Source organism: Cupriavidus sp. CPT47-8839-RL05A, assembly GCF_058792255.1.
In genome coordinates this window covers 22756-44739 of record NZ_JBYTEG010000034.1, presented here as the reverse complement: position 1 = coordinate 44739, position 21984 = coordinate 22756, and the positions used below count along the sequence as shown (strand labels likewise).

Annotated in this window: 24 protein-coding genes and 2 pseudogenes; 9 read left to right on the top strand and 17 right to left on the bottom strand. The window is 66.2% G+C overall.

The features are described 5' to 3' along the window. Nucleotides 1–73: 73 nt before the first annotated feature. Nucleotides 74–856, bottom strand: a complete 783-nt coding sequence (locus AC3WVS_RS29885) for an SDR family oxidoreductase (RefSeq protein WP_492321529.1) — start codon at nt 854–856, stop codon at nt 74–76. A gap of 96 nt (nt 857–952) precedes the next feature. Between AC3WVS_RS29885 and AC3WVS_RS29880 the strand changes: the two genes are divergently transcribed. Beyond that, nucleotides 953–1735 carry a GntR family transcriptional regulator gene (locus AC3WVS_RS29880; RefSeq protein WP_492321528.1) on the top strand — a complete coding sequence of 261 codons (783 nt, stop codon included), beginning with the start codon at nt 953–955 and terminating at the stop codon, nt 1733–1735. A 196-nt stretch (nt 1736–1931) separates the two neighbouring features. Here AC3WVS_RS29880 and AC3WVS_RS29875 read toward each other — a convergent pair whose 3' ends face one another. Further along, nucleotides 1932–2579: an IclR family transcriptional regulator gene (locus tag AC3WVS_RS29875; protein WP_035823737.1), complete on the bottom strand. Its 648-nt coding sequence runs from the start codon at nt 2577–2579 to the stop codon at nt 1932–1934. Nucleotides 2580–2676: 97 nt separating this feature from the next. On the opposite strand from AC3WVS_RS29875, the gene AC3WVS_RS29870 reads away from it, so the two are divergent. The 4 genes and pseudogenes from AC3WVS_RS29870 to AC3WVS_RS29855 form a co-directional block, all read left to right on the top strand. Beyond that, nucleotides 2677–3654: a Bug family tripartite tricarboxylate transporter substrate binding protein gene (locus tag AC3WVS_RS29870; RefSeq protein ID WP_492321527.1), complete on the top strand. Its 978-nt coding sequence runs from the start codon at nt 2677–2679 to the stop codon at nt 3652–3654. Nucleotides 3655–3698: 44 nt separating this feature from the next. Next, entirely contained in the window at nt 3699–4574 is an 876-nt protein-coding gene (locus AC3WVS_RS29865; RefSeq protein WP_492321526.1) for a TauD/TfdA dioxygenase family protein, read from the top strand. A 60-nt stretch (nt 4575–4634) separates the two neighbouring features. After that, complete coding sequence (locus AC3WVS_RS29860; RefSeq protein WP_492321525.1) at nt 4635–5486, top strand: TauD/TfdA dioxygenase family protein; 852 nt, start codon at nt 4635–4637, stop codon at nt 5484–5486. A gap of 120 nt (nt 5487–5606) precedes the next feature. Beyond that, nucleotides 5607–5818 (top strand): annotated as a pseudogene (locus AC3WVS_RS29855) (transposase); the annotation flags it as partial. On the opposite strand, the gene AC3WVS_RS29850 reads toward AC3WVS_RS29855, so the two are convergent. From AC3WVS_RS29850 to AC3WVS_RS29800, 11 genes are all read right to left on the bottom strand, one after another. Then, complete coding sequence (locus tag AC3WVS_RS29850) at nt 5799–6245, bottom strand: GNAT family N-acetyltransferase (RefSeq protein WP_492321542.1); 447 nt, start codon at nt 6243–6245, stop codon at nt 5799–5801. The pseudogene AC3WVS_RS29855 and the gene AC3WVS_RS29850 sit on opposite strands and share 20 nt — an antisense overlap. Nucleotides 6246–6426: 181 nt before the next feature. Further along, nucleotides 6427–6825: a DUF350 domain-containing protein gene (locus AC3WVS_RS29845; RefSeq protein WP_492321524.1), complete on the bottom strand. Its 399-nt coding sequence runs from the start codon at nt 6823–6825 to the stop codon at nt 6427–6429. A 62-nt stretch (nt 6826–6887) separates the two neighbouring features. Continuing rightward, nucleotides 6888–7613: a hypothetical protein gene (locus tag AC3WVS_RS29840; RefSeq protein WP_492321523.1), complete on the bottom strand. Its 726-nt coding sequence runs from the start codon at nt 7611–7613 to the stop codon at nt 6888–6890. 6 nt (nt 7614–7619) lie between these two features. Further along, a complete protein-coding gene (locus AC3WVS_RS29835; RefSeq protein WP_492321522.1) occupies nt 7620–8795 on the bottom strand; it encodes a glutathionylspermidine synthase family protein in 1176 nt (391 codons plus the stop codon). Continuing rightward, nucleotides 8795–10189, bottom strand: a complete 1395-nt coding sequence (locus AC3WVS_RS29830) for a saccharopine dehydrogenase NADP-binding domain-containing protein (protein ID WP_492321521.1) — start codon at nt 10187–10189, stop codon at nt 8795–8797. Before AC3WVS_RS29830 ends, AC3WVS_RS29835 begins: the two co-directional genes overlap by 1 nt. A gap of 189 nt (nt 10190–10378) precedes the next feature. After that, a complete protein-coding gene (gene hutG / locus AC3WVS_RS29825) occupies nt 10379–11323 on the bottom strand; it encodes a formimidoylglutamase (protein ID WP_492321520.1) in 945 nt (314 codons plus the stop codon). 2 nt (nt 11324–11325) lie between these two features. Beyond that, entirely contained in the window at nt 11326–12087 is a 762-nt protein-coding gene (locus tag AC3WVS_RS29820) for an amino acid ABC transporter ATP-binding protein (protein WP_492321519.1), read from the bottom strand. Next, on the bottom strand, nt 12084–12752 hold the full coding sequence (locus tag AC3WVS_RS29815) for an amino acid ABC transporter permease (protein ID WP_492321518.1): 669 nt from the start codon (nt 12750–12752) through the stop codon (nt 12084–12086). The genes AC3WVS_RS29820 and AC3WVS_RS29815 overlap by 4 nt, the downstream gene beginning before the upstream one ends. A gap of 18 nt (nt 12753–12770) precedes the next feature. After that, complete coding sequence (locus AC3WVS_RS29810) at nt 12771–13526, bottom strand: transporter substrate-binding domain-containing protein (RefSeq protein ID WP_492321517.1); 756 nt, start codon at nt 13524–13526, stop codon at nt 12771–12773. An 80-nt stretch (nt 13527–13606) separates the two neighbouring features. Beyond that, nucleotides 13607–14401, bottom strand: a complete 795-nt coding sequence (locus AC3WVS_RS29805; protein WP_492321516.1) for an IclR family transcriptional regulator — start codon at nt 14399–14401, stop codon at nt 13607–13609. Nucleotides 14402–14535: 134 nt separating this feature from the next. Further along, complete coding sequence (locus AC3WVS_RS29800) at nt 14536–15195, bottom strand: methyltransferase family protein (protein WP_492321515.1); 660 nt, start codon at nt 15193–15195, stop codon at nt 14536–14538. 146 nt (nt 15196–15341) lie between these two features. Here AC3WVS_RS29800 and AC3WVS_RS29795 point away from each other — a divergent pair, with 146 nt between their 5' ends. Both AC3WVS_RS29795 and AC3WVS_RS29790 read left to right on the top strand, forming a co-directional pair. Beyond that, the gene (locus tag AC3WVS_RS29795) at nt 15342–15665 is read left to right on the top strand and encodes a nucleotide pyrophosphohydrolase (RefSeq protein WP_010811417.1); all 324 of its coding nucleotides are present in this window, start codon (nt 15342–15344) and stop codon (nt 15663–15665) included. Nucleotides 15666–15949: 284 nt separating this feature from the next. Continuing rightward, nucleotides 15950–16468: a lecithin retinol acyltransferase family protein gene (locus tag AC3WVS_RS29790; RefSeq protein ID WP_492321514.1), complete on the top strand. Its 519-nt coding sequence runs from the start codon at nt 15950–15952 to the stop codon at nt 16466–16468. A 2-nt stretch (nt 16469–16470) separates the two neighbouring features. Here the strand turns inward: AC3WVS_RS29790 and AC3WVS_RS29785 are convergent, their stop codons facing one another. From AC3WVS_RS29785 to AC3WVS_RS29775, 3 genes are all read right to left on the bottom strand, one after another. After that, complete coding sequence (locus AC3WVS_RS29785) at nt 16471–17343, bottom strand: hypothetical protein (protein WP_492321513.1); 873 nt, start codon at nt 17341–17343, stop codon at nt 16471–16473. A gap of 226 nt (nt 17344–17569) precedes the next feature. Continuing rightward, nucleotides 17570–18073, bottom strand: a complete 504-nt coding sequence (locus AC3WVS_RS29780) for a DUF2938 domain-containing protein (RefSeq protein WP_492321512.1) — start codon at nt 18071–18073, stop codon at nt 17570–17572. Then, on the bottom strand, nt 18066–18956 hold the full coding sequence (locus AC3WVS_RS29775; RefSeq protein WP_492321511.1) for a class I SAM-dependent methyltransferase: 891 nt from the start codon (nt 18954–18956) through the stop codon (nt 18066–18068). The genes AC3WVS_RS29780 and AC3WVS_RS29775 overlap by 8 nt, the downstream gene beginning before the upstream one ends. A gap of 74 nt (nt 18957–19030) precedes the next feature. On the opposite strand from AC3WVS_RS29775, the gene AC3WVS_RS29770 reads away from it, so the two are divergent. Then, nucleotides 19031–19465 (top strand): helix-turn-helix domain-containing protein, encoded by a 435-nt coding sequence (locus AC3WVS_RS29770; RefSeq protein WP_492321510.1) that lies wholly within the window; start codon nt 19031–19033, stop codon nt 19463–19465. Between the two features lie 111 nt (nt 19466–19576). Here the strand turns inward: AC3WVS_RS29770 and AC3WVS_RS29765 are convergent. Next, nucleotides 19577–20152 (bottom strand): annotated as a pseudogene (locus tag AC3WVS_RS29765) (methyl-accepting chemotaxis protein); the annotation flags it as partial. Between the two features lie 514 nt (nt 20153–20666). Between AC3WVS_RS29765 and AC3WVS_RS29760 the strand changes: the two are divergent. Next, a complete protein-coding gene (locus AC3WVS_RS29760) occupies nt 20667–21869 on the top strand; it encodes a DUF4382 domain-containing protein (RefSeq protein WP_492321509.1) in 1203 nt (400 codons plus the stop codon). The last annotated feature ends 115 nt before the right edge of the window (nt 21870–21984 follow it).

The window sequence follows — 21984 nt, the reverse complement described above, 5'->3', positions numbered from 1 at the left end:
GTGATTCCTTAGTAGGTTTTGTCGGACGGCGGGCCGCGGATATCCAGCGGCCCCGGGGAATGCGCCGGGCGGGCTAGCTGAGCGCCTGGGTCAGGCCGTCCACGACCATCTCCTGGCCGTGCACATTGGCCGCCTGGTCGCTGCAGAGAAAGCGCACCATGTTGGCGATGTCGCGCATCGTCACCATGCGGCCCAGTGCCGCCTGCGACGTGTAGCTGCGCGTGACTTCCTCAAGCGGCTTGCCGAGCGACTCGGCCTTCGCGGCAATGACGGCGCGGATACGCGGGCCGTCGACCGCACCGGGCAGCACCGTGTTGACACGGATGCCATCCGGTCCCAGTTCAAGCGCCAGCGATTTGGTAAAGCCCACCACGGCCCATTTCGACGCGGAATAGGCGGAACGGCCCGGCATGCCGAGATGCCCGGCAGCGGAAGACAGGTTGACGATCGACGGCGAGCGCCCCTGCCGCAGGCGCGGCACCGCGGCGCGGGCGCACAGGAACTGGCCGGTGAGGTTGACGGCAAGCGTGCGCTCCCAGTCGGCCAGCGAGAGGGTTTCGACACCGCCAGTCGGGCCGGCAACCCCGGCATTGTTGACCAGCACATCCAGGCCGCCAAAGGCGCCATCCACTGCCTGGAACAGCGCCTCGACGTCGCTTTCCTTCGACACATCGGCCCTGACTGCCACCACGCCGGGCAACTCCGCACAGACACGTTCGAGGCTGTCGCCAGCCACGTCGCAAACCGCAACGCGGGCGCCCGCCTCCACCAAGGCCCGCGTGATCTCCAGGCCAATTCCGTCCGCGCCAGCGGTCACCAGCACGCGTTTGCCGGCGAGCGATTCATCCTTCCACATGATTCCAATCCTCCTGGGAACAGGCCGATGCCTGCCTTCCGGACGAAGATTAAAACTGTGATCACAGATCAAATATAGAGAATAACCCTATGTGCTATGCTTCGCGGCATGACCCTGAATGACCTTGTGACGCCCCTTGTCCGCCAGACCCTCAGCCGCGACGTCTACACGCAGCTGCGAGACCTGCTGATCAGCGGCCAGATGATGCCGGGCGAGCAGATTTCCCTGCGCAACATTGCTGCCGCACTGGGCGTCAGCGTCATGCCGGTGCGGGAAGCGGTGCATCGCCTGGTTGCCGAGCAGGCACTTGAGCTCACGCCAAACCGTGCACTGCGGGTACCGAGGATGAGCGTCAGCCAGTTCGAGGAAATCACCAAGATCCGGATCGAACTGGAAGGGCTCGCCACCGCGACCGCGGCAGAGCGCATCAGTGATGAGGAACTGAAGCAGGTACAGGCACTGCACCGCCGGTTTGCCGACGAGATGTCGAAGCGCAATCCCGACGGCGCGGATGTCATCGCCGCGAACCAGGCCTTTCACTTTGCCGTGTACGCGGCGGCGCGCATGCCGATCCTGCTGCAGATGATCGAGTCGCAGTGGTTGCGCATCGGCCCGATCCTTAACCACGACCTTCGCTCCGGATCGCGCCGCGTGGAAGAGCGCGTCGCGGTCAAGCATCACGACAATCTGATCGAAGCGCTGCGCAGGCATGACAGCGCGGCGGCATGTGCGGCGCTGCGCGGGGATATCGAGAGCGCGGCGGCCTATATTGTCTCGGCGGGGGTGTTGGTCAACACGGAGAGGGCCGAGGATGCGGCGGCCACGCTGGTGCCCGTGAAGCGGGCTGTGAAGGCGGGGCGTGCGGGGGTGAAGGGCTGATCAGCGCGGAAGACTTGAAGAAGGTCAAGGCATTGAATGGGGGCTGAAATCGATGCCGCTAGGAAGCGAGCCATCCCCCCTCGATGCTGCTGTTCGCGGTGGCGTCGGCCGGGAAGCGCCGACCGTGGTAGTACAGAGGTAGCCGTTAGCTGTCATGCATTCAGGCCATCGTGATCGATGCCTGCATTCCCGCCCCTCAAGCCGGCGCCAACCCAATCATCCGGCTAACATTCCCCGCAGCGCGCTGCAGCGCCGGCACCATCTCCTCCCTGATCCGCGCAGGCGTAGCCTCGCCCATTGACGTAGAGATCCCAAGCGACAGCTGCCTGGACCCCACCGCAGGCAGCGGCACGGCAATCGACATCTGATTGCTTTCCGGATATTCCAGCTCGCTCCATTCGCCGACCGGCAGGGCAAGGGCCATCGCCAGCGCGCTGCCTGGCGGCAGCACGCTGCCTACCCGCAAGTTCATGACCACCAGCCGGCGCCGCTCGGCCGGGGCCATTGCGCGTCCGACGATGATGACGCCTTCGGGGTTTATCTCCCCCAGGTTCGCCGTGCCGGAATAGGCGTCGGCCAGCTGCTGCAGATGCTCCTGCACCGCCTCGGTCACGCCCAGGCTTTCCATCGCGGCAAATCCGATCTCGAACACGCGCGTGGTGAGCCGCCACTGGTTTGCCTCGCGCGCCACGTAGCCCTCTTCCTCCAGCGTCAGCAGGAATCGCAGCACCGTGGGGTGGGGCAAGTCCACCGCGCGTGACAGCTCGGCCAGGGTCGGACGGCCGTTCTGGCGGAACGCTTGCAGGATGGCTAGACACCTGAGGATTGATCTATTACTCTTCATCCGTTCACTACGTGTAATGTACGTTCACTAGATGAACAATATAAACCAAGAAAGCGTGGGCGGCAAGCATTCTCGCTGCTCCACCACAGGAGACAACATGAAGCGCCCCATTCTCAGTGCCGCGCTGGCCTGCGCGGCTGCAATCATGCCCGGGTCTGCCGCCTGGGCCAGCGATGCCTGGCCGAGCAAGCCGATCAAATGGGTTGTCCCTTACCCGCCCGGTGGATCCACCGACATGCTGGCGCGCATCGTCGGCCAGAAGCTGGGGGAACGGCTCGCGCAACCCGTGGTGGTGGAGAACAAGCCAGGCGCCGGCGGCAATGTCGGCACTGACTACGTGACCAAGCAGCCGGCCGATGGCTACACCATCGTGATGGGCAATATCGGCCCCATCGCCATCAATCCCTCGCTCTATCCCGACCTGCCGTACAAGCCGGGCAAGGATCTTGCGCCGGTGACCATGCTGATGGCGGTGCCCAACCTGCTGGTCGTGAATACGGCACTGCCGGTGCAATCCGTGAAGGACCTGATCCAGTACGGCAAGCGCCAGGCTACGCCGCTGACCTATGCAACGCCGGGCGCCGGCACCTCGCTGCACCTGGCGGGCGAGCTGTTTGCCAGCACCGCCGGCGTGCGCATGACCCACGTTCCCTACAAAGGCAGCGCGCCGGGGCTGAACGACACCGTGGCGGGCCATGTTCCGGTGATGTTCGACAACATGCCGTCGGCGCTGCAGCTGGTGAAGTCCGGCAAGCTGCGCGCGCTGGCCATCACCGGGGCCCAGCGTTCGCCGCTGCTGCCTGATGTGCCCACCATGGCGGAAGCCGGCCTGCGTGGCTATGAGATTGCTGGCTGGTTTGGCGTGCTGGTGCCCGCAGCAACGCCCAAGCCCATCGTTGCCCGGCTGGATTCAGAGCTGGAAGCGGTGCTGAAGATGCCCGACGTCCGCAAGAAGATCGATGAGATGGGCGGCGTCATCTCCGGCGCCGGGCCGGAGGCGTTCGGTGTCTTTATCGACGCGGAAACGCAGAAGTGGCGCGCGCTGGTGCGTAGCGCCCACATCACCGTCCAGTAACCCACGCAGTCGCTAACACGCTTTAAGCAAGGAGAACGCAAGCCATGTCGCAATACCGTTTCATCGATGTCCAGCCCATCGCGGGCGCCCTCGGTGCGGAGATCAGTGGGGTAGACCTGTCCCAGCCGGTGCCGGACGAGACGTTCGCAGAGATCCGCTCGGCGCTGCACAACCATCAGGTCATCTTCTTTCGCGACCAGCAGTTGACGCCGGACCAGCACAAGGCGTTCAGCGCCCGCTTCGGCGATTTGCTGGAAGTGCCGTTCGTCCGCGCGCTGGAAGGCCACGCTGAAATCCTGCCGGTGATGAAGGGCAAGGCAGAGCAAACCAAACGCAACTTCGGCGGTGCCTGGCACACGGACATGAGCTATGCAGAAATCCCGCCGCTGGGGTCTGCCTTGTATGCGCGCGTGATTCCGCCCTACGGTGGCGACACCATGTGGGCCAGCATGTATCACGCGTACGACGCGCTTTCCGATGGGCTAAAGCTGGTGATCGACAAGTTGCGCGCGGTGCATAGCCCCGTGCGTTCCTATGGCGCCAGGGGCGCCGTGGTCAACAACGGCGACCCCGCCCACAAGATGGACGTGCGTACCGACGACCGCGCCAACAGCGAGGTCCTCCATCCGGTGGTGCGCGTGCATCCCGCCACGGGCAGGAAGGCGCTGTACGTCAACAGCACCTACACCATGCGCTTCGAGGGCATGACCGAAGAAGAAAGCGCGCCGCTGCTGCAATACCTCTACGCCCACGCCGCCCGCCCCGAATTCACCTGCCGCTTCCGCTGGACCCGCGGCGCGCTGGCCGTGTGGGACAACCGCTGCACGCAGCATCTGGCGATGAACGACTATGACGGCTTTGACCGCGAGCTGCATCGCACAACCATCGCCGGCGACCGCCCGGTCGGCGTGGCAGCCTGAGCGCGCCGCTGTTCGCCTGGTGCGCCCCACTCGCTCCCTTACGCACATCAAGGAGACGCAATGGCAATGCAAGTTTTGCCGCAGGAGGCCCCCTGCGGTGCGCTGGTCAGGGGCCTGGACCTGAAGCAGGCACTGACCGATGCGCAAGTCGCAGAAATTCGCCGGCACTGGCTTGAGCACAAGGTCCTTGCCTTCACCGACCAGGACCTGGCCATCGAGGACATCGAACGCTTCGCGTCAACGATCGGCCCGCTCGGCAGCGATCCCTATTTCACCGCCATCCCTGGCCATCCCCATGTCGCGCAAGTTCGGCGCGATGCCAACGAGCGCACGCCGATCTTTGCCGAGTCCTGGCACTCGGACTGGAGCTTCCTGGCGCAGCCACCGGCGGCTACGGTGCTATACGGCAATGTCATTCCGCCAGTGGGTGGTGACACGCTGTTCGCCGACCAGTACGCCGCCTGGGACGCGCTGCCGGAGGAACTGAAATCACTGGTGGCCGGAAGGCAAGGGGTCCATTCCGCGCGGCGCGGCTATTCGCGGCAGGGCGCGTATGGTGAGAAGGACAAGGGGCGCTCGATGGTTATCCGCTATTCGGATAGTGCGCTGGCAACGCAGCTACATCCCATTGCGCGCAAGCATCCCGAAACCGGGCGCACTGCGTTGTTCGTCAGCATGGGTTATACGATCGGCATCGATGGCATGAGCGATGAGGAGGCGGCGCCGATCCTGCGTGCGCTGTTTGAACACCAGGCCAGGCCGGAGTTTGTGTATCGCCATCGGTGGTCGCAGGGGATGCTTGTCGTTTGGGATAACCGCTGCGTGAACCATGCGGCGACTGGTGGCTATGATGGGTACGATCGCCTGTTGCATCGGATTACTGTGGAGGAGAGCGGCGATCGCGCCGGCTGACGCTCCGGGCGGACGTTGGGGGCCGACGGGATGACGGCGACTGTATGACTTGCCTCAGTCCGGGTGCGGCGAAGCCAGCTGGTATCCCGGCTCCCAGCCGGGCGCCAGGCGCCCGGCGGCAAGGGGCGCCGCGCCGTGGCGGCGGCGCACAAGCCCGTGTATGCGGCCCCCAGTGCGGAGGCTGCGCTGGCCGAGCTGGAGGCCTTCGACCAAGACAAAGGGGTAAGGACTACTCCCCGATCGCTGCGTCCTGACGTCGCGTCTGGGATCAGGTGATCCCGCTCTTTGCCTTTCCGCCGGCGATCCGCAAGATCATTTACACAACAAATGCCACTTGAGCGCTGCGAGCCGCTTCATGCCAATGAGGTCCCAGTGATATTCCACTTCAGTCAGTACCACTGAGCCCCGGGTCGAGACGCGCCGGTCTAGCAGTCGTCCGCCGGCACGTTCGTAGAACTTGCGCGCCCGTGCATTTTCCTCGAGTGACCACAGGCGCATCGAACTGGAACCTCGCCTCAACAAGGCTGACGCGCAGCACGACAGAAGCCTCAGTCCGACACGCTTGTCATGAAACGCCTGCAGTACGTAGAGGGCGTAGACCTCTCCCCGACATTCCTGCTCTGCTTCGCGACATGGTCCGCAATCGGAAAAGCCGACGACTTCAGCCTCACTGGTCGCGACGAAACAGGCTACCGATGGGTCCGCGAGAATGCGATACCTGGCTGGCAGCCGGCTTTCCGCCGTCACATTCGCAAGCATATCTTTGGGAAGCAGCTCGCCATATGCTTGATGCCAGCAAAGCGCATGAACCGCCGAAATCGCAGCCGCATCGGCTTGGGTGGCAAGTCGGATGGTCAGGTCTTCCTGATGCGGGCGATCGGGCATTGGTCTGGTCATGTGGTTGCTAATGGAACCTCGCGATCCTCGGCCCAAGATCACCTCAAGTCAAACAAGCCGCATTAACCACCCCCACCGCCAGCGAAATCACCCCCATCACCGCCCCAACCCCCCGGTTATCACTGGAAATTGCCTCACCAACACCCCCCAAGGCCCGCGCCACCGCCAGATAAGCCAACACCTGCACCGCAAACGCCCCAAACGCCCACAACAAAAACATCCCAAACGTAGCGTTGTGCTGAATGCTCGACGACAACGTCAGCGAGAACCCCAGCACCGCACCGCCCAGCGACAACGCCGCAGCAACATTGCCCTCGCGGATCAGCTGGAATTCCCGATGCGGCGTCACCCGCGTATAAACCAGCAGGAACAGCCCCAGCATGGCAAAGCTGGTGACGATATAGATCAGGTAGGCAAGCGCCGGGTGCATGGCATTGACCATAGGTTGGACTCGTTGTCAGTTGTCAGGGATGTAAATACGACATGGCGATCGGCAGGCGGCACTCAGCCGCCGCCGGAGCGTCCGGAGCTGCCGAAGCGGCTGGTGAAGCCGCCGCGCGATACCACCGGCGCGCGCGATACCGCCGCGGCGCGCATGGACAGGCCCATGGAGCGTCCGCCGCTGAGGGAGCTGCGGCGTACGGTGGCTTCTTCCACCATCGCGGCGTGCGGGGTGGCGTTGGTGAAGGATTGCGTGCGCGTGCCGGTGCTGTCGTAGACGTTCATCGGGCGCAGCGGGCCGGCGGACATGTCGCGCTGGGTCTGGGTACCGTTGGGGTGGTAGACGGTCCCGCTGGAGGTGTAGTACGGGCCGTACCAGCGCGCGTAGTACAGGCTGCTGCCGTGGCTGGTGCCGGAGCCGCCGGTGGCGGCGTCGCTGGCGGATGCGTTCAGGCTGGAGCTGTAGATCGTGCTGGGGTCGTCGACCGGCACGCTTTCGCAGTCGTTGGGGGTGTTCCAGTCGGCTTCGCAGTCTTCCAGCGTGGCGTAGCTGGCGCGGCGCACGGTCACGCCGGGATCGTCGTCGGCGTCGTCGCTGCAGGAGCCGAGTGCCGCCACGCCGGCCACCACGGCGCAGGCGCCGATGATCCACAGCGTGGGCGAACTGCGTTTCTGCTCGCCCGCATAGGGCTGCGGCTGCCACGCGGACCTGGGCGATCCCTTTGGCTTGGGCTGGTACGGGCTGCCGTACTTCGACGGCTTGCGACCGTTGTTGTTCTTCTTTGCCATCGGTCCTTACTCGTTCATGAAGTAGTGTGGAACGAAGAAACTGGTGTTCTTGGCGATGGGCCCGGATTCCTCGCGCACGCACAGGCCGCTGGGCACGTCGTCGACAATCCATACGCCCAGCGTGGTGTAGCGGCCGTCAAAGCGCCGCGCCGGGGAATAGGCCTGGTAGATGAAGCCTTCGGCGCCGTATTCGCCGGGGTTGTGGACGTGGCCGCCTTCCGGGGTGGCCAGGGTCACGCTCTCGCCTTCGCGTGACAGGAAGGGCTTTTTGGCGTGCGGCTGACCGGCGAAGTGGCTGGGGTCGAAGCTGGCTTCCAGCAGGTTGGGATGGCCGGGAAAGAGCTCCCACAGGATCGGCAGGATGGCCTTGTTGGACAGCACGGCCTTCCACGGCGGCTCGACCCAGCGCACGGGGCTGTGTGGCAGCTGGTCGCGGTAGTCGGAGGTGGCCATCCATTCCCACGGATAGAGCTTGAAGACGACTTCCATCGGCACGTTGTCGGCGTCATAGAAGTTGCCGCGGCCGTCGGTGCCGATGTCTTGCAGGTCGACCAGCTTGACGGACCAGCCGGCCTGCAGCGCGGTGTCCATCAGGTACTCGGTGTTGCAGATGTCTTCCTGGCTGTCGAACATGCACGCAAGGTGCAGCAGGCTGGCGTTGCGGTAGTGCTTGCGCAGCCATTGCCAGCGCGCCACCAGCGCGTCGTGCAGGCTGTTGAACTGGTCGGCCTGGGGCTGCACGGTGTCTTTCCAGTACCACTGCGCGACGGCGGATTCGATCAGCGAGGTCGGGGTGTCGGCGTTGAACTCATACAGCTTGGGCGCGCCGTGCTGGTCCAGCGTCATGTCGAAGCGGCCGAACAGCGTGGGCTCGTCGCGGTCCCAGGAGGTGCGGATCAGTTGCGCGAAGTCCTTGTCGATTGCCAGGCGTGCGAACAGGTCGTGGTCGATCACGTGCTGCACGGCTTCCAGGCAGCGCTGGTTCAGGTCGTACGCGGCGGCATAAAGCGTTTCGATCTCCTGCTTGCTGAAGGCGTAGGCCGCATCTTCGCGCCAGTAGAAGAAGGTGTTGTCATCGACTTCACGCGGGACGTTGAACTCATCCAGCGAATGGAAGTGGAAGCCGACCTTCTCAAGTTCGCGCGGCCAGTTGCGGCGCGGGGTCTGGGGGATGCGTTGCATCAGCAGGCGAGTGTCAGAAGAGAGGGATCGGGCTGGGCCATGGCGTCGTCCAGCAGGAAGTCGGTAAAGGCGAGCGCGCTGGCGCCGGGCCGCGGCAGCCAGTCGGTGAACTGTACGCTGAGCGGTGCCCACCAGTGCGCGGCATCGGCCAGCACGGGGCGGAAGTCGAGCGCATCGGATTCCACCACGCCGCGCGCCGGGTTGGCCAGCATCCACTGCATGGCGGCGATCAGGCTCGATGCTACCTGCAGGCTGGTGGCGGTGTTGTACGGCGCCAGCGAGCGCGCGCGTTGGGTGGAGAGGCGCGACCCGTACCAGACCGCGCCATGGCGGCTGCTCATTAGCAGCACGCCGAGTTCGTCCTCGCCGCACTGGATCTCGTCGCGCAGGATGCGTTCGCCGCGCATGCGCGGGGCGGCGCGGTCGTCGAGCCATTGCATCGAGGTCTGCGTGGCGGATGTCGGGCGGTAGGCGTAGTAGACGGTGGGGCGGTACAGCGGCTGGCCGGCAGGCTGGTCGGTCAGGTATTCGGCGATCGAGATCGATTCGTTGTGCGTGATCAGGTACGCATCGAACGGGCCGTGCACCGGCGACCATGACCGCACGCGCGTGCGGTGCCCTGGCCGATCCAGTGCGATGGCCGCGCCGCTGCCGTAGCCGTGGCGATAGCCATTGGGCGGCAGCGCGGGCTCATGGCTGCCCCAGCCGAGTTCGGCGTCCTGCAGGCATTCGGTGATAAAGCCTTCGGCCGACCAGGTGTTGGCGAACTCGCCGTCGCGCGGATAGCCGGGGGCTTGCTGGCTGTCGTACTCGGCGACCTGGATCACGCGCACGTCCAGTGCCCGCGCTAGGGCAGCCCAGCCGGCGCGGTCGTGGGGCTCGGGCTGATTCAAGCCGATATTGCCGGCCAGTTCCATCAGCGCGGCCTTGACCAGCACCGAGACCAGGCCAGGGTTGGCGCCGTGCGCCACCAGCGCGGTCGGCTGCGTCTCACGGCCGCGGGCGAAGGCCAGCATCTCGTGGCGCAGCGCGTAGTTGCTCAGGTGCGAGGCCTGCGGGTCGGCCTCATAGTCCCACGGCTCGATGCCGGCATCGACATAGAACGTGCCGCGTGCCTGCGCCAGCGCGATCAGGTCGCGGCTGCAGACGGACGGCGCCAGGTTCAGCAGGAAAGTGCCAGGCCGCAGCAGCGGGCCCAGCATCGCTTCAAAGTTGCCGGCCGTGATGGTGGCTTCGATGGCATCCAGCCCGTGGCGGGCGGCCAGCTGCTGGCGCGCGGCGTCGAGCACGCGGTCCACCACGGTAATCGCTGCCCGCGGCCAGGTTCGTTCCAGCAGCGGCAGCACGGCCTGGCCGATGCAGCCAAAGCCGACGATGACGATTTGTTCGATCACGCAGACCCTTCCGCCCGTAACCGGCGATGGGCGGCCTGGGGCGCGGCAAGACGGCCACGCCGGCGCAGGACTGCCCTCGCCTCGCTTTATCAATTCTGATCGGAATCGCTAAATGTAGCGAAGGGCAATACTATAGCCGGGCGCGGCTGGTGCCAACCGCCGCGCGGCTTGGGGGGCGTGACCTGCCTGTCAGCCGAACAGGCGCCAGGCCAGCCGCGCCGCCACGCGCGCGCCCTGGTGGTCGCGGTCGTACTGCGGGTTGTACTCGGCCAGGTCGGCCACGCGCAGCTTGCCGCTGCGGCGCGCAAGCATGGCCACTTCCTCCACCACCGGCAATGGCACGCCATAGGCGGCGGGTGCCGACACGCCCGGCATCACGGCCGCGGGCAGTGCGTCGAGGTCGATGGTCAGGTACACGTGGTCCGTGGCATCGATGCGCGCCGCCAGTTCCGCGAGGCGCGATGCCAGGTGGCGCTCCTGCATGTCCACGTCTTCGACGTAGCAGACGCCCAGCGCATCGGCGCGGCTGAACAGCGCCGGCGTGTTGCTGAGGCGGCTGACGCCGAGGCAGACATAGTCGAACGGCTGCCCGCGCTCGGCGCAGGCGTTGGCGATCTGGTCGAACGGCGTGCCGGAGCTTGCGGGCCGGCTGGTGCGCAGGTCGAAGTGGGCGTCGATATTGATGATGAGCACGCGCCCGCCATCGTCCTGCGCATCCAGGTGCGCGCGCAGGCCTTGCCACGTGCCCCAGGCCACTTCATGGCCGCCGCCGAGCACCAGCGGCAGCCCGCCGCGCGCCAGCACGTCGCGCACGGTGCCCGCCAGCGCCAGCTGGGCTGATTCCAGGTCGCCGTCGTCACAGCTGACATTGCCGGCGTCGTATAGCGCGGGCAGCCCGTGCGCCGGCACGTTGGCCAGCGCCTGGCGGATGGCGTCGGGGCCGTGCGCGGCGCCGGGACGGCCCTGGTTGCGCAGCACGCCGGCGTCGCAATTGAAACCGAGCAGCACCGGCGCGCCGTCGAGCGGCGTCACGTCCGCTGCTTCCAGCGCATGCACGATGCGGAACAGGCGCGTGGTGTCGCCACGCTCGCCGTCGTCGACACGGCCCTGCCAGAGGTTCTGGGTCACAGCCATCGTCACGCCCGCGTCAGCACGGCCTGCAGGAACCCGCGCGTGCGTTCCTGCGTCGGCGCCGAGAAGATGACCGACGGCGGCCCGGCCTCGATGATGCCGCCGCCATCCATGACCACCACCACATCGGCCACTTCGCGGGCGAAGCCCATTTCATGGGTGACCACGACCATGGTCATGCCTTCGGCGGCCAGCACCTTCATCACCTGCAGCACTTCGCCCACCAGCTCGGGGTCCAGCGCGGAGGTCGGCTCGTCGAACAGCATTACGCGCGGCTCCATGGCCAGTGCGCGGGCAATGGCCACGCGCTGCTTCTGGCCGCCGGACAGGCTGGCGGGCATGGCGTGGGCCTTGTGCGCAAGGCCAACCTTCTCAAGCAGGCCCGTCGCCTTGCGCTCGGCTTCCTCGCGCGAGGCGCCGCGCAGCATGCGGGGACCCACCGTGACGTTGTGCAGCACCGACAGGTGCGGGAACAGGTTGAACGACTGGAACACCATGCCCACTTCGGTGCGCAGCTGGTTCAGCTCGTGCTCGCCGATCAGCTGGCCGTCGGTCACCAGGCGCTTGCCGACGATGTCGATGGTGCCGGCCTCGGGTTGTTCCAGGCCGTTGCAGCAGCGCAGGAAGGTGCTCTTGCCCGAGCCGCTGGGGCCGATCACGACCACGACCTGCGACGGCTCCACATCGAAGTCGATGCCGCGCAAGACGGTATGGCCGCCGAACGATTTGCCCAGGTTCCGGATCCGGATGATTGCGGAATCGCTCATTGCACCATGCCTCCCATGCGCAGCCGTTGTTCGGCGCGCCGCAGGATCAGCCCGGCCGCGCTCGTCAGGATCAGATAAACCAGCGCGATCGCCAGATAGACTTCCAGCGACCGGTACGACACGCTGATGATCTTCTGGCCCTCATGCATCAGGTCGGCAATGGTCAGCAGCGACACCAGCGCCGAGTTCTTGATGAGGGCGATGAATTCGTTGCCCAGCGGCGGAATCATGCGCACGATGGCCTGCGGCAGGATCACCGCGCGCATGGCCTGGCCGGACGACATGCCGATCGAGCGCGCGGCTTCCATCTGGCCCTTGTCCACGGACTGGATCGCGCCGCGGACGATCTCCGACACATAGGCGCCGGAATAGATGCCCAGCCCGATCACGCCGCACACAAAGGCCGGCAGCAGGATGTTGAACTGCGGCAGCCCGAAGAACAGCAGGAACAGCTGCACCAGCAGCGGCGTGCCGCGGATGAAGGTCACGTAGGCGGTGCAGATGCCGAAGATGAAGCGGCGCTTCGGGTCCAGCCGGCCGATGCCGACCAGCAGGCCCATGACGCAGCCCAGCACCAGCGCGCAGGCCGTCACCTCCACGGTGATGACGGCGCCGTGGACGATGTCATGCCAGCCGGCAAAGACAGGAGAAAAATCCAATTCCATGATGATGATCCGCGCGGCTTACTTGGCGGCCGTGCCGAACCATTTCTGGGTCAGCTTGGCGTAGGTGCCATCGGCCTTCACCTTGGCGAGTGCCGCATTGAGGGCGCGGGTCAGCTCGGGCGTGTCCTTGCGCACGGCCATGCCGTATTCCTCGGTGGTCAGTTGCTGCTCCACCATGCGCAGGCCGCCGCGGGTCTTGACGTACTGCATCGCGGCCGGCTTGCCGGTCACGGCGGCATCGGCGCGGCCGATCTCGACCAGGTTGAACATTTCCTGGTTCTTCTCGACTTCCACGCGCTGCACCTGCGGATACGTGTCACGCAGGAAGCTGACTGACTTGGTGCCCACCTGCACGCTGACCTTCTTGCCGTTCAGGTCGGTCGGGGCGTGGACGGTGGTGTTGCCGCTCTTGACCAGCGCCACCAGGCCGCCGACGTAGTACGGCTCGGTGAAGTCCACCACCTTGCGGCGCTCGGGGGTGATGTAGATGCCGGACACTGCCATGTCGAAGCGGCGCGAGACCAGCCCCGGGATCAGGCCCTTGAAGTCGATGTCGGTCCATTCGACCCGCTTGCCCATGGTCTTGGCCATGGCCTCCACCAGCTCCACGTCAAAGCCGGTGCGCTTGCCGTTCTCGATAAATTCCATCGGCGGGAAGGTGGCGTCGGTGGCCACGCGCAGCACGGCATTGTCCTGCGCGTGCGCGGCGGTGCCGAGGGTCAGGGCGGTCAGAGTTGCCAGGCCGGCCATCAGGCATTTGCGACGAAGGTTCATGGAAGTCTCCTATTCTCGGGAACGAGGGATCTGCCGTCGCATGGATTTGCCGACGGCGGCGGTAACGAATTGCTTGGTATTCAGTAAGACTGCAGCCGCGCGGAAATCCGCATCGCCGCTGCCACGGTCATGTCGATCAGCGCGGTCTCGCGCCCTTGCCGCCGCGTGGCCGGCACCATCAGCGTGATGGAGCCCAGCGCATCGGCCTTGCTGCGCCGCGAGAACAGCGGCGCGCTCACGCCCCACACGCCCGGATCCACCTCGCCCTCGCTGACGGCGTAGCCGGTCTCGCGAATGGCGCCCAGCTCGGCCAGCAGCCGTTCGGCTTCGCCTGGCTCGCACTGGGCCCGGACCAGGCGCTCGCGCGCTTCGTCGCGCATGAAGGCCAGCAGCGATTTGGCCGATGCACCGGCGCGCAGCGGCACGCCGCGGCCCTTCTCGAACGAGCAGCGCAGCGACTGGCGGCTCTCCACCATCTCCAGGCACACCACGTGATCCTTGACGGCGACGACCAGGCCCACGCTTTCATCGGACTGCTGCGCCAGCAGCTGCATGTCGGGCAGGGCTTCGCGCGCCAGATGCGAGGCCATGTCAAAGCCAAGCGCCAGTTGCAGGCTGATCGGGCCCGGCGCGTATTCGCCGTCGGACTCCAGCACGAAGCCCCAGCGCTTGAGCAGCATCAGCTGCCGGTAGAGCGTGCTCTTGGGCAGGCCCGTCTTGGCAACCAGCTCGCGCACCGTGATCGGCGCGCCGTGTTGCGCCAGCGCCGCCAGCACGAACAGCACGCGATCGGCACCGCCCGCGGGCTGGGCGGGTTCGGCAGGCGCGGAGGTCGCGGGCTTCACGGCGGTGGGGTTGTCGACGGCATTCAACATAGGGCCCAAGAATAGGACCTGATTCCCAGAAATCAAAACAGAGAGTCCCGGAAAATGGGAATGAATGACTAGGGATAACCCTTGGTGACTGGCGATTTGATCCGCCAAGTGCGCGGGGCGCCGCTGCGCCGCGCTCAGTAGATGCCCGGCAGCATGCGCCAGGTCCGGTCGCAGTACGACGCATACTCGTCGCCAAACTGATCGCGCAGCAGCGCTTCTTCCGCCCGGATGCGCGCCAGCAGCACCGGCACCATCAGCAGCGTCAGCACCACGCCCACGCCGGAGCGGAACGCCAGTACCCATCCCAGCGAACTGACCAGGAAGCCGAGGTAGCTCGGATGCCGGATCACGCCATAGATCCCGGTGGTCACCAGCGTATGCCCTGGCTGGATCGCCACCAGCCCGCTGAAGCGCCGCCCCAGCACGAACACCGGCCACAGCCGCAGCACGCCGCCGCCGGCAAACAGCGCCACGCCGGTCCAGCGCATGGTGTCGCCATCGAGCGTCCAGAAGCCGATGCGGTCGGTAAAGGGCGGCAGGTACGCCGCCAGCAGCCCCAGCACGCCAAACACTGCCAGCACCCAGCGGTTGCCGCGGTCCTCGCGCATGCCGCTGCTGATATTGCCGCCGGAGAACAGTGCGGCGATGGACAGGGCGAACAGGACCAGGGTCAGGGCCACGCGCGCCGGGTGCGCGAAGAAGGGGGCGATGCCACCCCAGCCTGCAATGGCGATGGCCAGGTAGGCGAACGTGCCGGCGAGAGTGGCAATTGCCAGACCGGGAGTCGGGCGCATGGGGAACCTCCGTTGCGGCGGTGGATGCACAAGCGAAGGGTAAGCCTCAGGCGGCCCGGGTGTCGAGGGCGGCCGGGTCGTGATTAAATCTGCGTCTTGCGCCGGCGCATTGCCGGCGCGCTGTGAACCGCTTTTGTCACACCATCATGCCCCTGATCGACATCAAGAACCTCCAGCAAGCCGCCCAAGACTTCGGCAAGGCCCGTAACTGGGGCAAGTACCACAGCCCCAAGAACCTCGCGATGGCGCTGAGCGTGGAGGTGTCCGAGCTGGTCGAGATCTTCCAGTGGCAGACCGACGCGGAATCGCGCGCCATCATGTCCACCGACGAGCGCGAGCATGTGGAGCAGGAGCTTGCCGATATCACCATCTACCTGGCGCAGCTGGTGACGGCGCTGGGCGTGGACCTGGACGCGGCGATCCGCGCCAAGATGGAGATGAACGCCAGGAAGTACCCGCTGCCGGAATGAGCCGCCCGGCGCAGGGTGTGTCGCCGCCATAGCGATGCCTTGCCGGCGGCTTGATGCTTTGATCAATGGATCGTGGCGGTGCTCGGAATTTGATCATTTGATCAAACCGGCCGAGCCCTGTTTCTGCGATGCGCGGCCGCTCGGCATCGGGCCGTATCTCGCATCCCTCGCTTCGCCCCCCTTCATGCAACGCCCACACCACTAGGTGCCCACCTCACCCGTCACTGGCACGCCCCATGCAGTCATAGGGCATGGCCCGACAGAGGCCTGCAACGGAGACGGTGATGGCATCCCTCGGTGAAACGACGAAGACAACGGCGCAGGCCACCCACAGCCCGCACGTCCTGGCATCGCGCCTCGCCGCCGATGCAGAGCCGCCCCTCGGCGCACACCTGGTCACGCCGCGTCATGGCTATGCACACCACGGCATCTACGTCGGGCGTGGCATGGTGGTGCACTACGCTGGCTATTGCCACCGGCAGCAGCGCGGCCCGGTGGAAGAACTGAGCCTGGCCGCCTTTGCTGCCGGCCATGGCATCACGGTGTTGGGCACGCCGATGGCGCGGTACAGTGCCGCTGAATCCGTCGGCCGCGCCCGCTCACGGTTGGGCGAGGACTGCTACCGCCTGCTGACCAACAACTGCGAGCACTTCTGCATGTGGTGCCTGTACGGCGAAAGCCGCAGCGGGCAGGTGCGGCATTGCCTGATGCATCCACTCAGCGGCCTGCGCCTGGCAGCGAGCATGCTGCTTTGCTGGTGCAAGACTGCGGCCGCGCCTGCGTGGGACGGCGCGACGGCGTGAGCTCACGACAATGGCCGGCTCCCCGTCAGGACGCACAACAGCAGCACCCCGTTCAAAGCGAGCAGTCCGCTCACCAACAGCACGATGGGCGGCGCATCCCGAGTCCGCTCGCGCAGGCGGGTGACCCCCGGCAGCCACTCGCCTCGCGTACGCCGGGACCAGCAGGCGATGCCCGCGCCGCACATGCCCAGCCACGCCAGCGTTCCCAGCGATGCCCAGCCGCGTGGTTGCGGCGCCGGGATCGGACGAATGGAGGCTTGCTGGAGCGTCGGGCCGGAGGCTCTTTGGATCACCACAGGGGGCGCCTGAATCCCCGCTTCTGCCAATGGCTCTGACGGTGGTGGAGCGGGGAGCGGCTCCGCTGCCGGTTGAGTCGCTGGCGTCGCTAGCGTCGCTGGAGGTGGCGCGACCGCTGGCCGCGAGGCCTCGACCCTGACCGCAGCCTGCTTGTTCCTCGACGCCTCCCGCGCCCGCGCCGCCGGCGGCGTTGGTTGCGGCGCGGCAGCCCGCGGCGGTTTCCTGGCTGGATGCCGGCGCCAGCTGGCAAAGACCCGGTCCAGGCATGCCACCGACGTGCAGGCATCCCGGCGCTCCCGCCAGGCGGCGATGTCGCTCCCTTGGATCGCGCCGGCGCGCAGCCGGCGCTGCTGGTCTGCATGGATGCGCTCGTGTTCGTGCTGGAGCATGGCGTGATCGCAGATCAGGTCGCCGGCGTGTGGCACTGAATGCAGGCAGGACGTGCCGGCGGCGAGCGGATCGTCGCAGCGCGAAGGACGCAGCGTCGTCTTGCAGGCGATATCCGACGCCTGCGCACTGGCAGCCAGCAGAAGACCGAACGCGATGCACGCGGCCAGACGGCCCGAAAGCCTTGTCATCCTGTCGCCCGTGGATGGTGGGGATCGTCCGGCGCTGAAGCGGGCGCCGATGGACTTCTATTCTGGAGCGGCGCCAGCAATCTACGGTTCGATAGCCCACAGAAGCGGGCGGCAAACTTTTGGGCGCGGTCTCGGATGCCTGGCTGAGGCCATATATCCGGAGAGCCGCGGAAATTTCTCCTCTACCTTGGATCTGACAACGGCAGCCTGCCGCTGTGCCCGCTTTTCAGATCACTACCAGACTCACGACCCAACCTGCCACATAGAGCCCCAGCCCGAACACCGCATGCGTCACCAGGCTATGCACCCGTGCCACGTTTGGCCGCGGCGTGCGGCTCGCGGCGATGCCGGCACCCATCGCCGGCTGCATCAGCAGGAACGGTGCGGCCACACTAACGATGCCGACGAGCAACGCGGGCGCCAGCGTCGGATGACGCGCCCAGTCGAGTCCCCATAGTCCCAGCAGGATGGCCGCGAACACGATGCCGGTCAGGTAATGCGCGATCCAGCCGATCCCGCGCTCGCCGCGCACCGGCGGCGATGCGGCGATGGGATGGTGGCAAAGGCGTCCTCGCGGCAGCCATGCGAGCCAACGGCCAACTAATCCATAGTCCAGTGCAGGCACGCCCAGCAGCCGCTTGCGCAGGATGGCCCAGGCGTCCATCACCAGCGTTGCGCCGGTGCCGATCACGATTGCATTGAACATGAGCGCCACCGATGTATCAGGCATGGGCAGTCTCGCCGGCGGTCAGTGATGAAGCCGCAGCGCGGGCGGTGATCATCCAGCAGGCAGCGGTGTAGCGCACAGTTGCGCGATGAACGTAAGGCTCGAATGCTGCGCGAACGGTTGCGACGACGCTGGCGCGTGTGCTTGCATCGGCCTCGCGCAGGGCCAGTCCGACGGGACCCAGGCGGGACAGGTAGTCCACCAGCGCAGGCTCCGGCAGCGTGCAGGCGAAGTCGATCGGCTCGACATCGATCCCGGTCCAGCCGCCCTCTTCCAGGATGGCATGCACGTGCTGGCGGTCGCCGAAGGCGAACTGCCCCGGCGCCCCCGGCTGCCGCCGCGGCAGGTTGGACAGCAGCGGTGCGGCCGCTCGCTCGGCGGTGGTCATGAACGGATTCTCTGCGGCGCTGCGCCAGGCGATGCAGTGGAGCGTGGCATCCGGTGTTGCAGCCCGGCGCAGGTTGGCAAAGGCCCGCACCGGCTCGCTGAAGAACATCACGCCCAGGCGCGACACGATGCTGTCGAAGCTTGCTGGCGCGAAGGCATAGTCCTGCGCGTCGGCGCGAATAAAGCTGGCGGTCGAGCCGCCGTGCTGCGCGCGTGCCCGTGCAGCGGCGAGCATCGGCTCGGAAATATCGATGCCGGTGCATCTGCCCTGCGCGCCGAGCTTGCGCGCCAGCGCGATCGTAGTGCTGCCGGTGCCGCAGCCGACATCGAGCACATGCTGCGCGGAAGTCTTGCCGACCGTATCGACAAGCAGGCCTTCCAGCGGCCGGAACATGTCGTCGAGCACCGCCTGCTCCGCGACCCAGGCATGGCCGGACGGGCCGTTCCACAGTGCGGCCTGGTCGCCGCCGTTGCTGCTGGTCTGCTGTTGCTCACCCATGGTTGTATCCCCTTGCACGCCGTCCTGGCATGGAAGCTACACTGTGCCAGTTCAAGTCAACTTGAGGTCAAGCGGTGACAAGCCTGGATATTGCGGAAGTGGCCCGGCAGGCTGGCGTGCCGGCCTCGACGCTGCGGTACTACGAGGAAAAGGGGCTGATCGCGTCCATCGGCCGGCGCGGGATGCGGCGCATGTTCGATGCCGGCGTGCTGGAGCGGCTGGCGCTGATCGCGCTGGGGCGTGCCGCCGGTTTCTCGCTGGATGACATCGCGCAGATGTTCTCGCCACAGGGCCAGCCGAACATCGACCGGCAGGTGCTGGCGGCCAAGGCGGATGAGCTGGACCGGACCATCCGCAAGCTGACTGCGATGCGCGACGGACTGCGGCATGCGGCGGTTTGTCCGGCGCCAAGCCATATGGAGTGCCCGACGTTCCAGCGGATCCTGCGGGCGGCGGCGTCGGGGGCGATTGGCGGGAGGAAGCATGCCCACGGGCTCCCAACGCACTGACGCTCCGCGCTGAACAAGCGTTTCGAATGGCCCTTTTTCGGGCTCTGCGGAGTTTGGCGGGACCATTCTCCGCGGAATTTGCGGAGATTAGCTTTAAGGATGGGGCCGGCCTCACCCTAACCTGAACTGTCCCACCGCCCGCGCCAGGCTTCCGGCCTGCGTCTGCAGCGCCGCCGCAGCAGCCGTGGATTGCTCAACCAGCGCCGCATTCTGCTGCACCATCTGATCCAGCTGGCTCACCGCCATATTCACCTCTTGAATGCCGCGGGTCTGTTCCATGGCTGCGTGAGTGATCTCGGAAATAATGCAGGTCACCCTGGAGACGTTGCTGACGATCTCGCTCATGGTGTGGCCGGCGCGGCGGACCTGGCCGGAGCCGGAACTGACGCTGCCCACGGTGGATTCGATCAGGGTCTTGATTTCCTTGGCTGCCTGCGCGCTGCGTTGCGCCAGGGCGCGCACTTCGCCCGCCACGACCGCGAAGCCGCGGCCCTGGTCGCCGGCGCGGGCGGCTTCCACCGCGGCATTGAGCGCCAGGATGTTGGTCTGGAAGGCGATGCCTTCGATCACGCCGATGATGTCGGCGACCCTGACCGAGGCGTTCTCGATCTGGCCCATGGTGGTGATGACTTCGCCGATCACGACGCCGCCGTCGGCGGCTACGCGCGAGGCAGCGGTGACGGATTCACAGTACCAGTGCGATTACCGATGCGATCAGCACTGAGCGCATGCCGGCGGTGGCCTCGGCCTTGTCCAGCGCGACAGGCAGGCGAAAGCCGGTCGAATGCGATCAGGTTGACGACACAACGCGCCAAGTTGGTGCAGGATAGTGCGCTTGCGCGTCCCGGGAATGCGCGCTGGCGGATCTGCATTCGTAACGCGAACACACGCAGGAGCGAGTGGAGCGGATTTTGGCGGGATCAAACGCCAGATCGAATGCATTGCAATACAAGCGGCGTTGCACTGCAGCAGTGATGTCGATGGGGGCGTTCATGACTATGACAGCTGCCGCAGCAGAACGCTTGCCGCAGCGCATCCGACGGCGGCTTGGGCAAGTTACGCCTGTCGTCAAGCGTTGCTGATCCGTCATGCAGACAAGCTAACGACTTTTTCACAACGTATTACAAAGATTTACAGCCGTTATGCGATCGGCAACATATCCTCCGATCAACTCACAAATAACCCAAACGGAGAGCCTACCGTGTCATTCCTTTCTTTGACTTCCGCGCCGCTGCGCGTGCTTGCCCTGAGCGGTGCCCTGGCGCTGGCCGCCTGCGGTGGTGGTGGCGGCGATGATGGCGGCGGGCAGGGCACGCTCAAGGTCTCGATGACCGATGCGCCGGCCTGTGGCTTCAACAATGTCTTCGTGACCGTCAACAAGGTGCGCGTGCATAGCAGCGCCAGCGCCGAGACGAGCGCCGGGGGCTGGGTCGATATCGACGTCGTGCCCGCGCGCAAGATCGATCTGCTGTCGCTGACCAACGGCGTGATGACGGTGCTGGGCCAGACCGCGCTGCCTGCCGGCAACTACCAGCAGGTGCGCCTGGTGCTCGATGCCAACCGTGGCAGCGGTGCCGGTGCGCTGGCCAATTCGGTAGTGCCCATCGGCGGCACTGAGCAGGCGCTGGATACGCCCAGCGCGGTGCAGTCGGGCATCAAGATCAACCGGCCGTTCACCGTGGCAAAGGATACGCTGACCGACCTGGTGCTGGACTTTGACGCGTGCAAGTCGGTGGTCACGCGCGGCAATGGCACTTTCGGCCTGAAGCCGGTGGTGACGGCGATCCCGATGACCGTCAGCGGTGAAGTGAACGGCGTGGTCAGCGGGGCACCGGGCGCGCGCGTCTATGCCGAGCGCAACGGCGTGGTGGTGAAGTCGACGGTGGCGGACGCCAACGGCAACTTCAAGCTGGTGCCGATCGAGCAGAGCAGCACGGCCGGCCCGGTTGACGTGGTGGTGGTGCCGGGTTCTGCCAATGCCAAGGCGGCGGGCATCGTGCGCGCCGTGCCGGTGGTGGTGGGCACGCCCACGGCGATCTCGACCGCGGCGGCACCGATGTCGCTGCCGGCGTCGACCTATCGCCGGGTTTCGGGTTCGGTCACGCCGGTTTCGGCGGAAGCCACCCTGCGCGCGCTGCAACTGGTCAATGGCGGCAATTTCGAGATTGCGGCCACGGCTGCCGCCAGCGATACCGGCGCCTACAGCATGTTTGCCACCGAACCGGCGCTGCCGGTGGCCGCTCCGGTGATCGGCACCTACCAGGCCGCGCTGCCGATTCCGCTGCAGCCGGATGGCGCTGCCGCGGGCAAGTACAGCGTGCAGGCCACCAGCGCCACGGGTGCGGTGCAGACCCAGCCGGCGGACGTGAGCGCTGCCGACGCCCTGGTGAACTTCTCGTTCTGATTCCGGGGGACCGGGAACGGAGCCGGAAGGGGGCCTGGCCCTCTTCCGGCTTTTTTTGTTGGCCAGGGGCGTGGTTGCGCCGCCACCGCCTGGCGCAGTTTCCCGCTAGACTGCC

Bases quoted from the DNA above. Each gene is read 5' to 3' on its own strand.
- AC3WVS_RS29780 (WP_492321512.1), bottom strand. From the start codon at position 18,073: ATGCCTGATACATCGGTGGCGCTCATGTTCAATGCAATCGTGATCGGC.
- AC3WVS_RS29795 (WP_010811417.1), top strand. From the start codon at position 15,342: ATGCCCCTGATCGACATCAAGAACCTCCAGCAAGCCGCCCAAGACTTC.
- AC3WVS_RS29875 (WP_035823737.1), bottom strand. From the start codon at position 2,579: ATGAAGAGTAATAGATCAATCCTCAGGTGTCTAGCCATCCTGCAAGCG.
- AC3WVS_RS29810 (WP_492321517.1), bottom strand. From the start codon at position 13,526: ATGAACCTTCGTCGCAAATGCCTGATGGCCGGCCTGGCAACTCTGACC.
- AC3WVS_RS29845 (WP_492321524.1), bottom strand. From the start codon at position 6,825: ATGGTCAATGCCATGCACCCGGCGCTTGCCTACCTGATCTATATCGTC.
- AC3WVS_RS29790 (WP_492321514.1), top strand. From the start codon at position 15,950: ATGGCATCCCTCGGTGAAACGACGAAGACAACGGCGCAGGCCACCCAC.
- AC3WVS_RS29835 (WP_492321522.1), bottom strand. From the start codon at position 8,795: ATGCAACGCATCCCCCAGACCCCGCGCCGCAACTGGCCGCGCGAACTT.
- AC3WVS_RS29785 (WP_492321513.1), bottom strand. From the start codon at position 17,343: ATGACAAGGCTTTCGGGCCGTCTGGCCGCGTGCATCGCGTTCGGTCTT.
- AC3WVS_RS29885 (WP_492321529.1), bottom strand. From the start codon at position 856: ATGTGGAAGGATGAATCGCTCGCCGGCAAACGCGTGCTGGTGACCGCT.
- AC3WVS_RS29865 (WP_492321526.1), top strand. From the start codon at position 3,699: ATGTCGCAATACCGTTTCATCGATGTCCAGCCCATCGCGGGCGCCCTC.
- AC3WVS_RS29850 (WP_492321542.1), bottom strand. From the start codon at position 6,245: ATGCTTGCGAATGTGACGGCGGAAAGCCGGCTGCCAGCCAGGTATCGC.
- AC3WVS_RS29860 (WP_492321525.1), top strand. From the start codon at position 4,635: ATGGCAATGCAAGTTTTGCCGCAGGAGGCCCCCTGCGGTGCGCTGGTC.
- AC3WVS_RS29775 (WP_492321511.1), bottom strand. From the start codon at position 18,956: ATGGGTGAGCAACAGCAGACCAGCAGCAACGGCGGCGACCAGGCCGCA.
- AC3WVS_RS29820 (WP_492321519.1), bottom strand. From the start codon at position 12,087: ATGAGCGATTCCGCAATCATCCGGATCCGGAACCTGGGCAAATCGTTC.
- AC3WVS_RS29805 (WP_492321516.1), bottom strand. From the start codon at position 14,401: ATGTTGAATGCCGTCGACAACCCCACCGCCGTGAAGCCCGCGACCTCC.
- AC3WVS_RS29880 (WP_492321528.1), top strand. From the start codon at position 953: ATGCTTCGCGGCATGACCCTGAATGACCTTGTGACGCCCCTTGTCCGC.
- AC3WVS_RS29870 (WP_492321527.1), top strand. From the start codon at position 2,677: ATGAAGCGCCCCATTCTCAGTGCCGCGCTGGCCTGCGCGGCTGCAATC.
- AC3WVS_RS29840 (WP_492321523.1), bottom strand. From the start codon at position 7,613: ATGGCAAAGAAGAACAACAACGGTCGCAAGCCGTCGAAGTACGGCAGC.
- AC3WVS_RS29800 (WP_492321515.1), bottom strand. From the start codon at position 15,195: ATGCGCCCGACTCCCGGTCTGGCAATTGCCACTCTCGCCGGCACGTTC.
- hutG (WP_492321520.1), bottom strand. From the start codon at position 11,323: ATGGCTGTGACCCAGAACCTCTGGCAGGGCCGTGTCGACGACGGCGAG.
- AC3WVS_RS29815 (WP_492321518.1), bottom strand. From the start codon at position 12,752: ATGGAATTGGATTTTTCTCCTGTCTTTGCCGGCTGGCATGACATCGTC.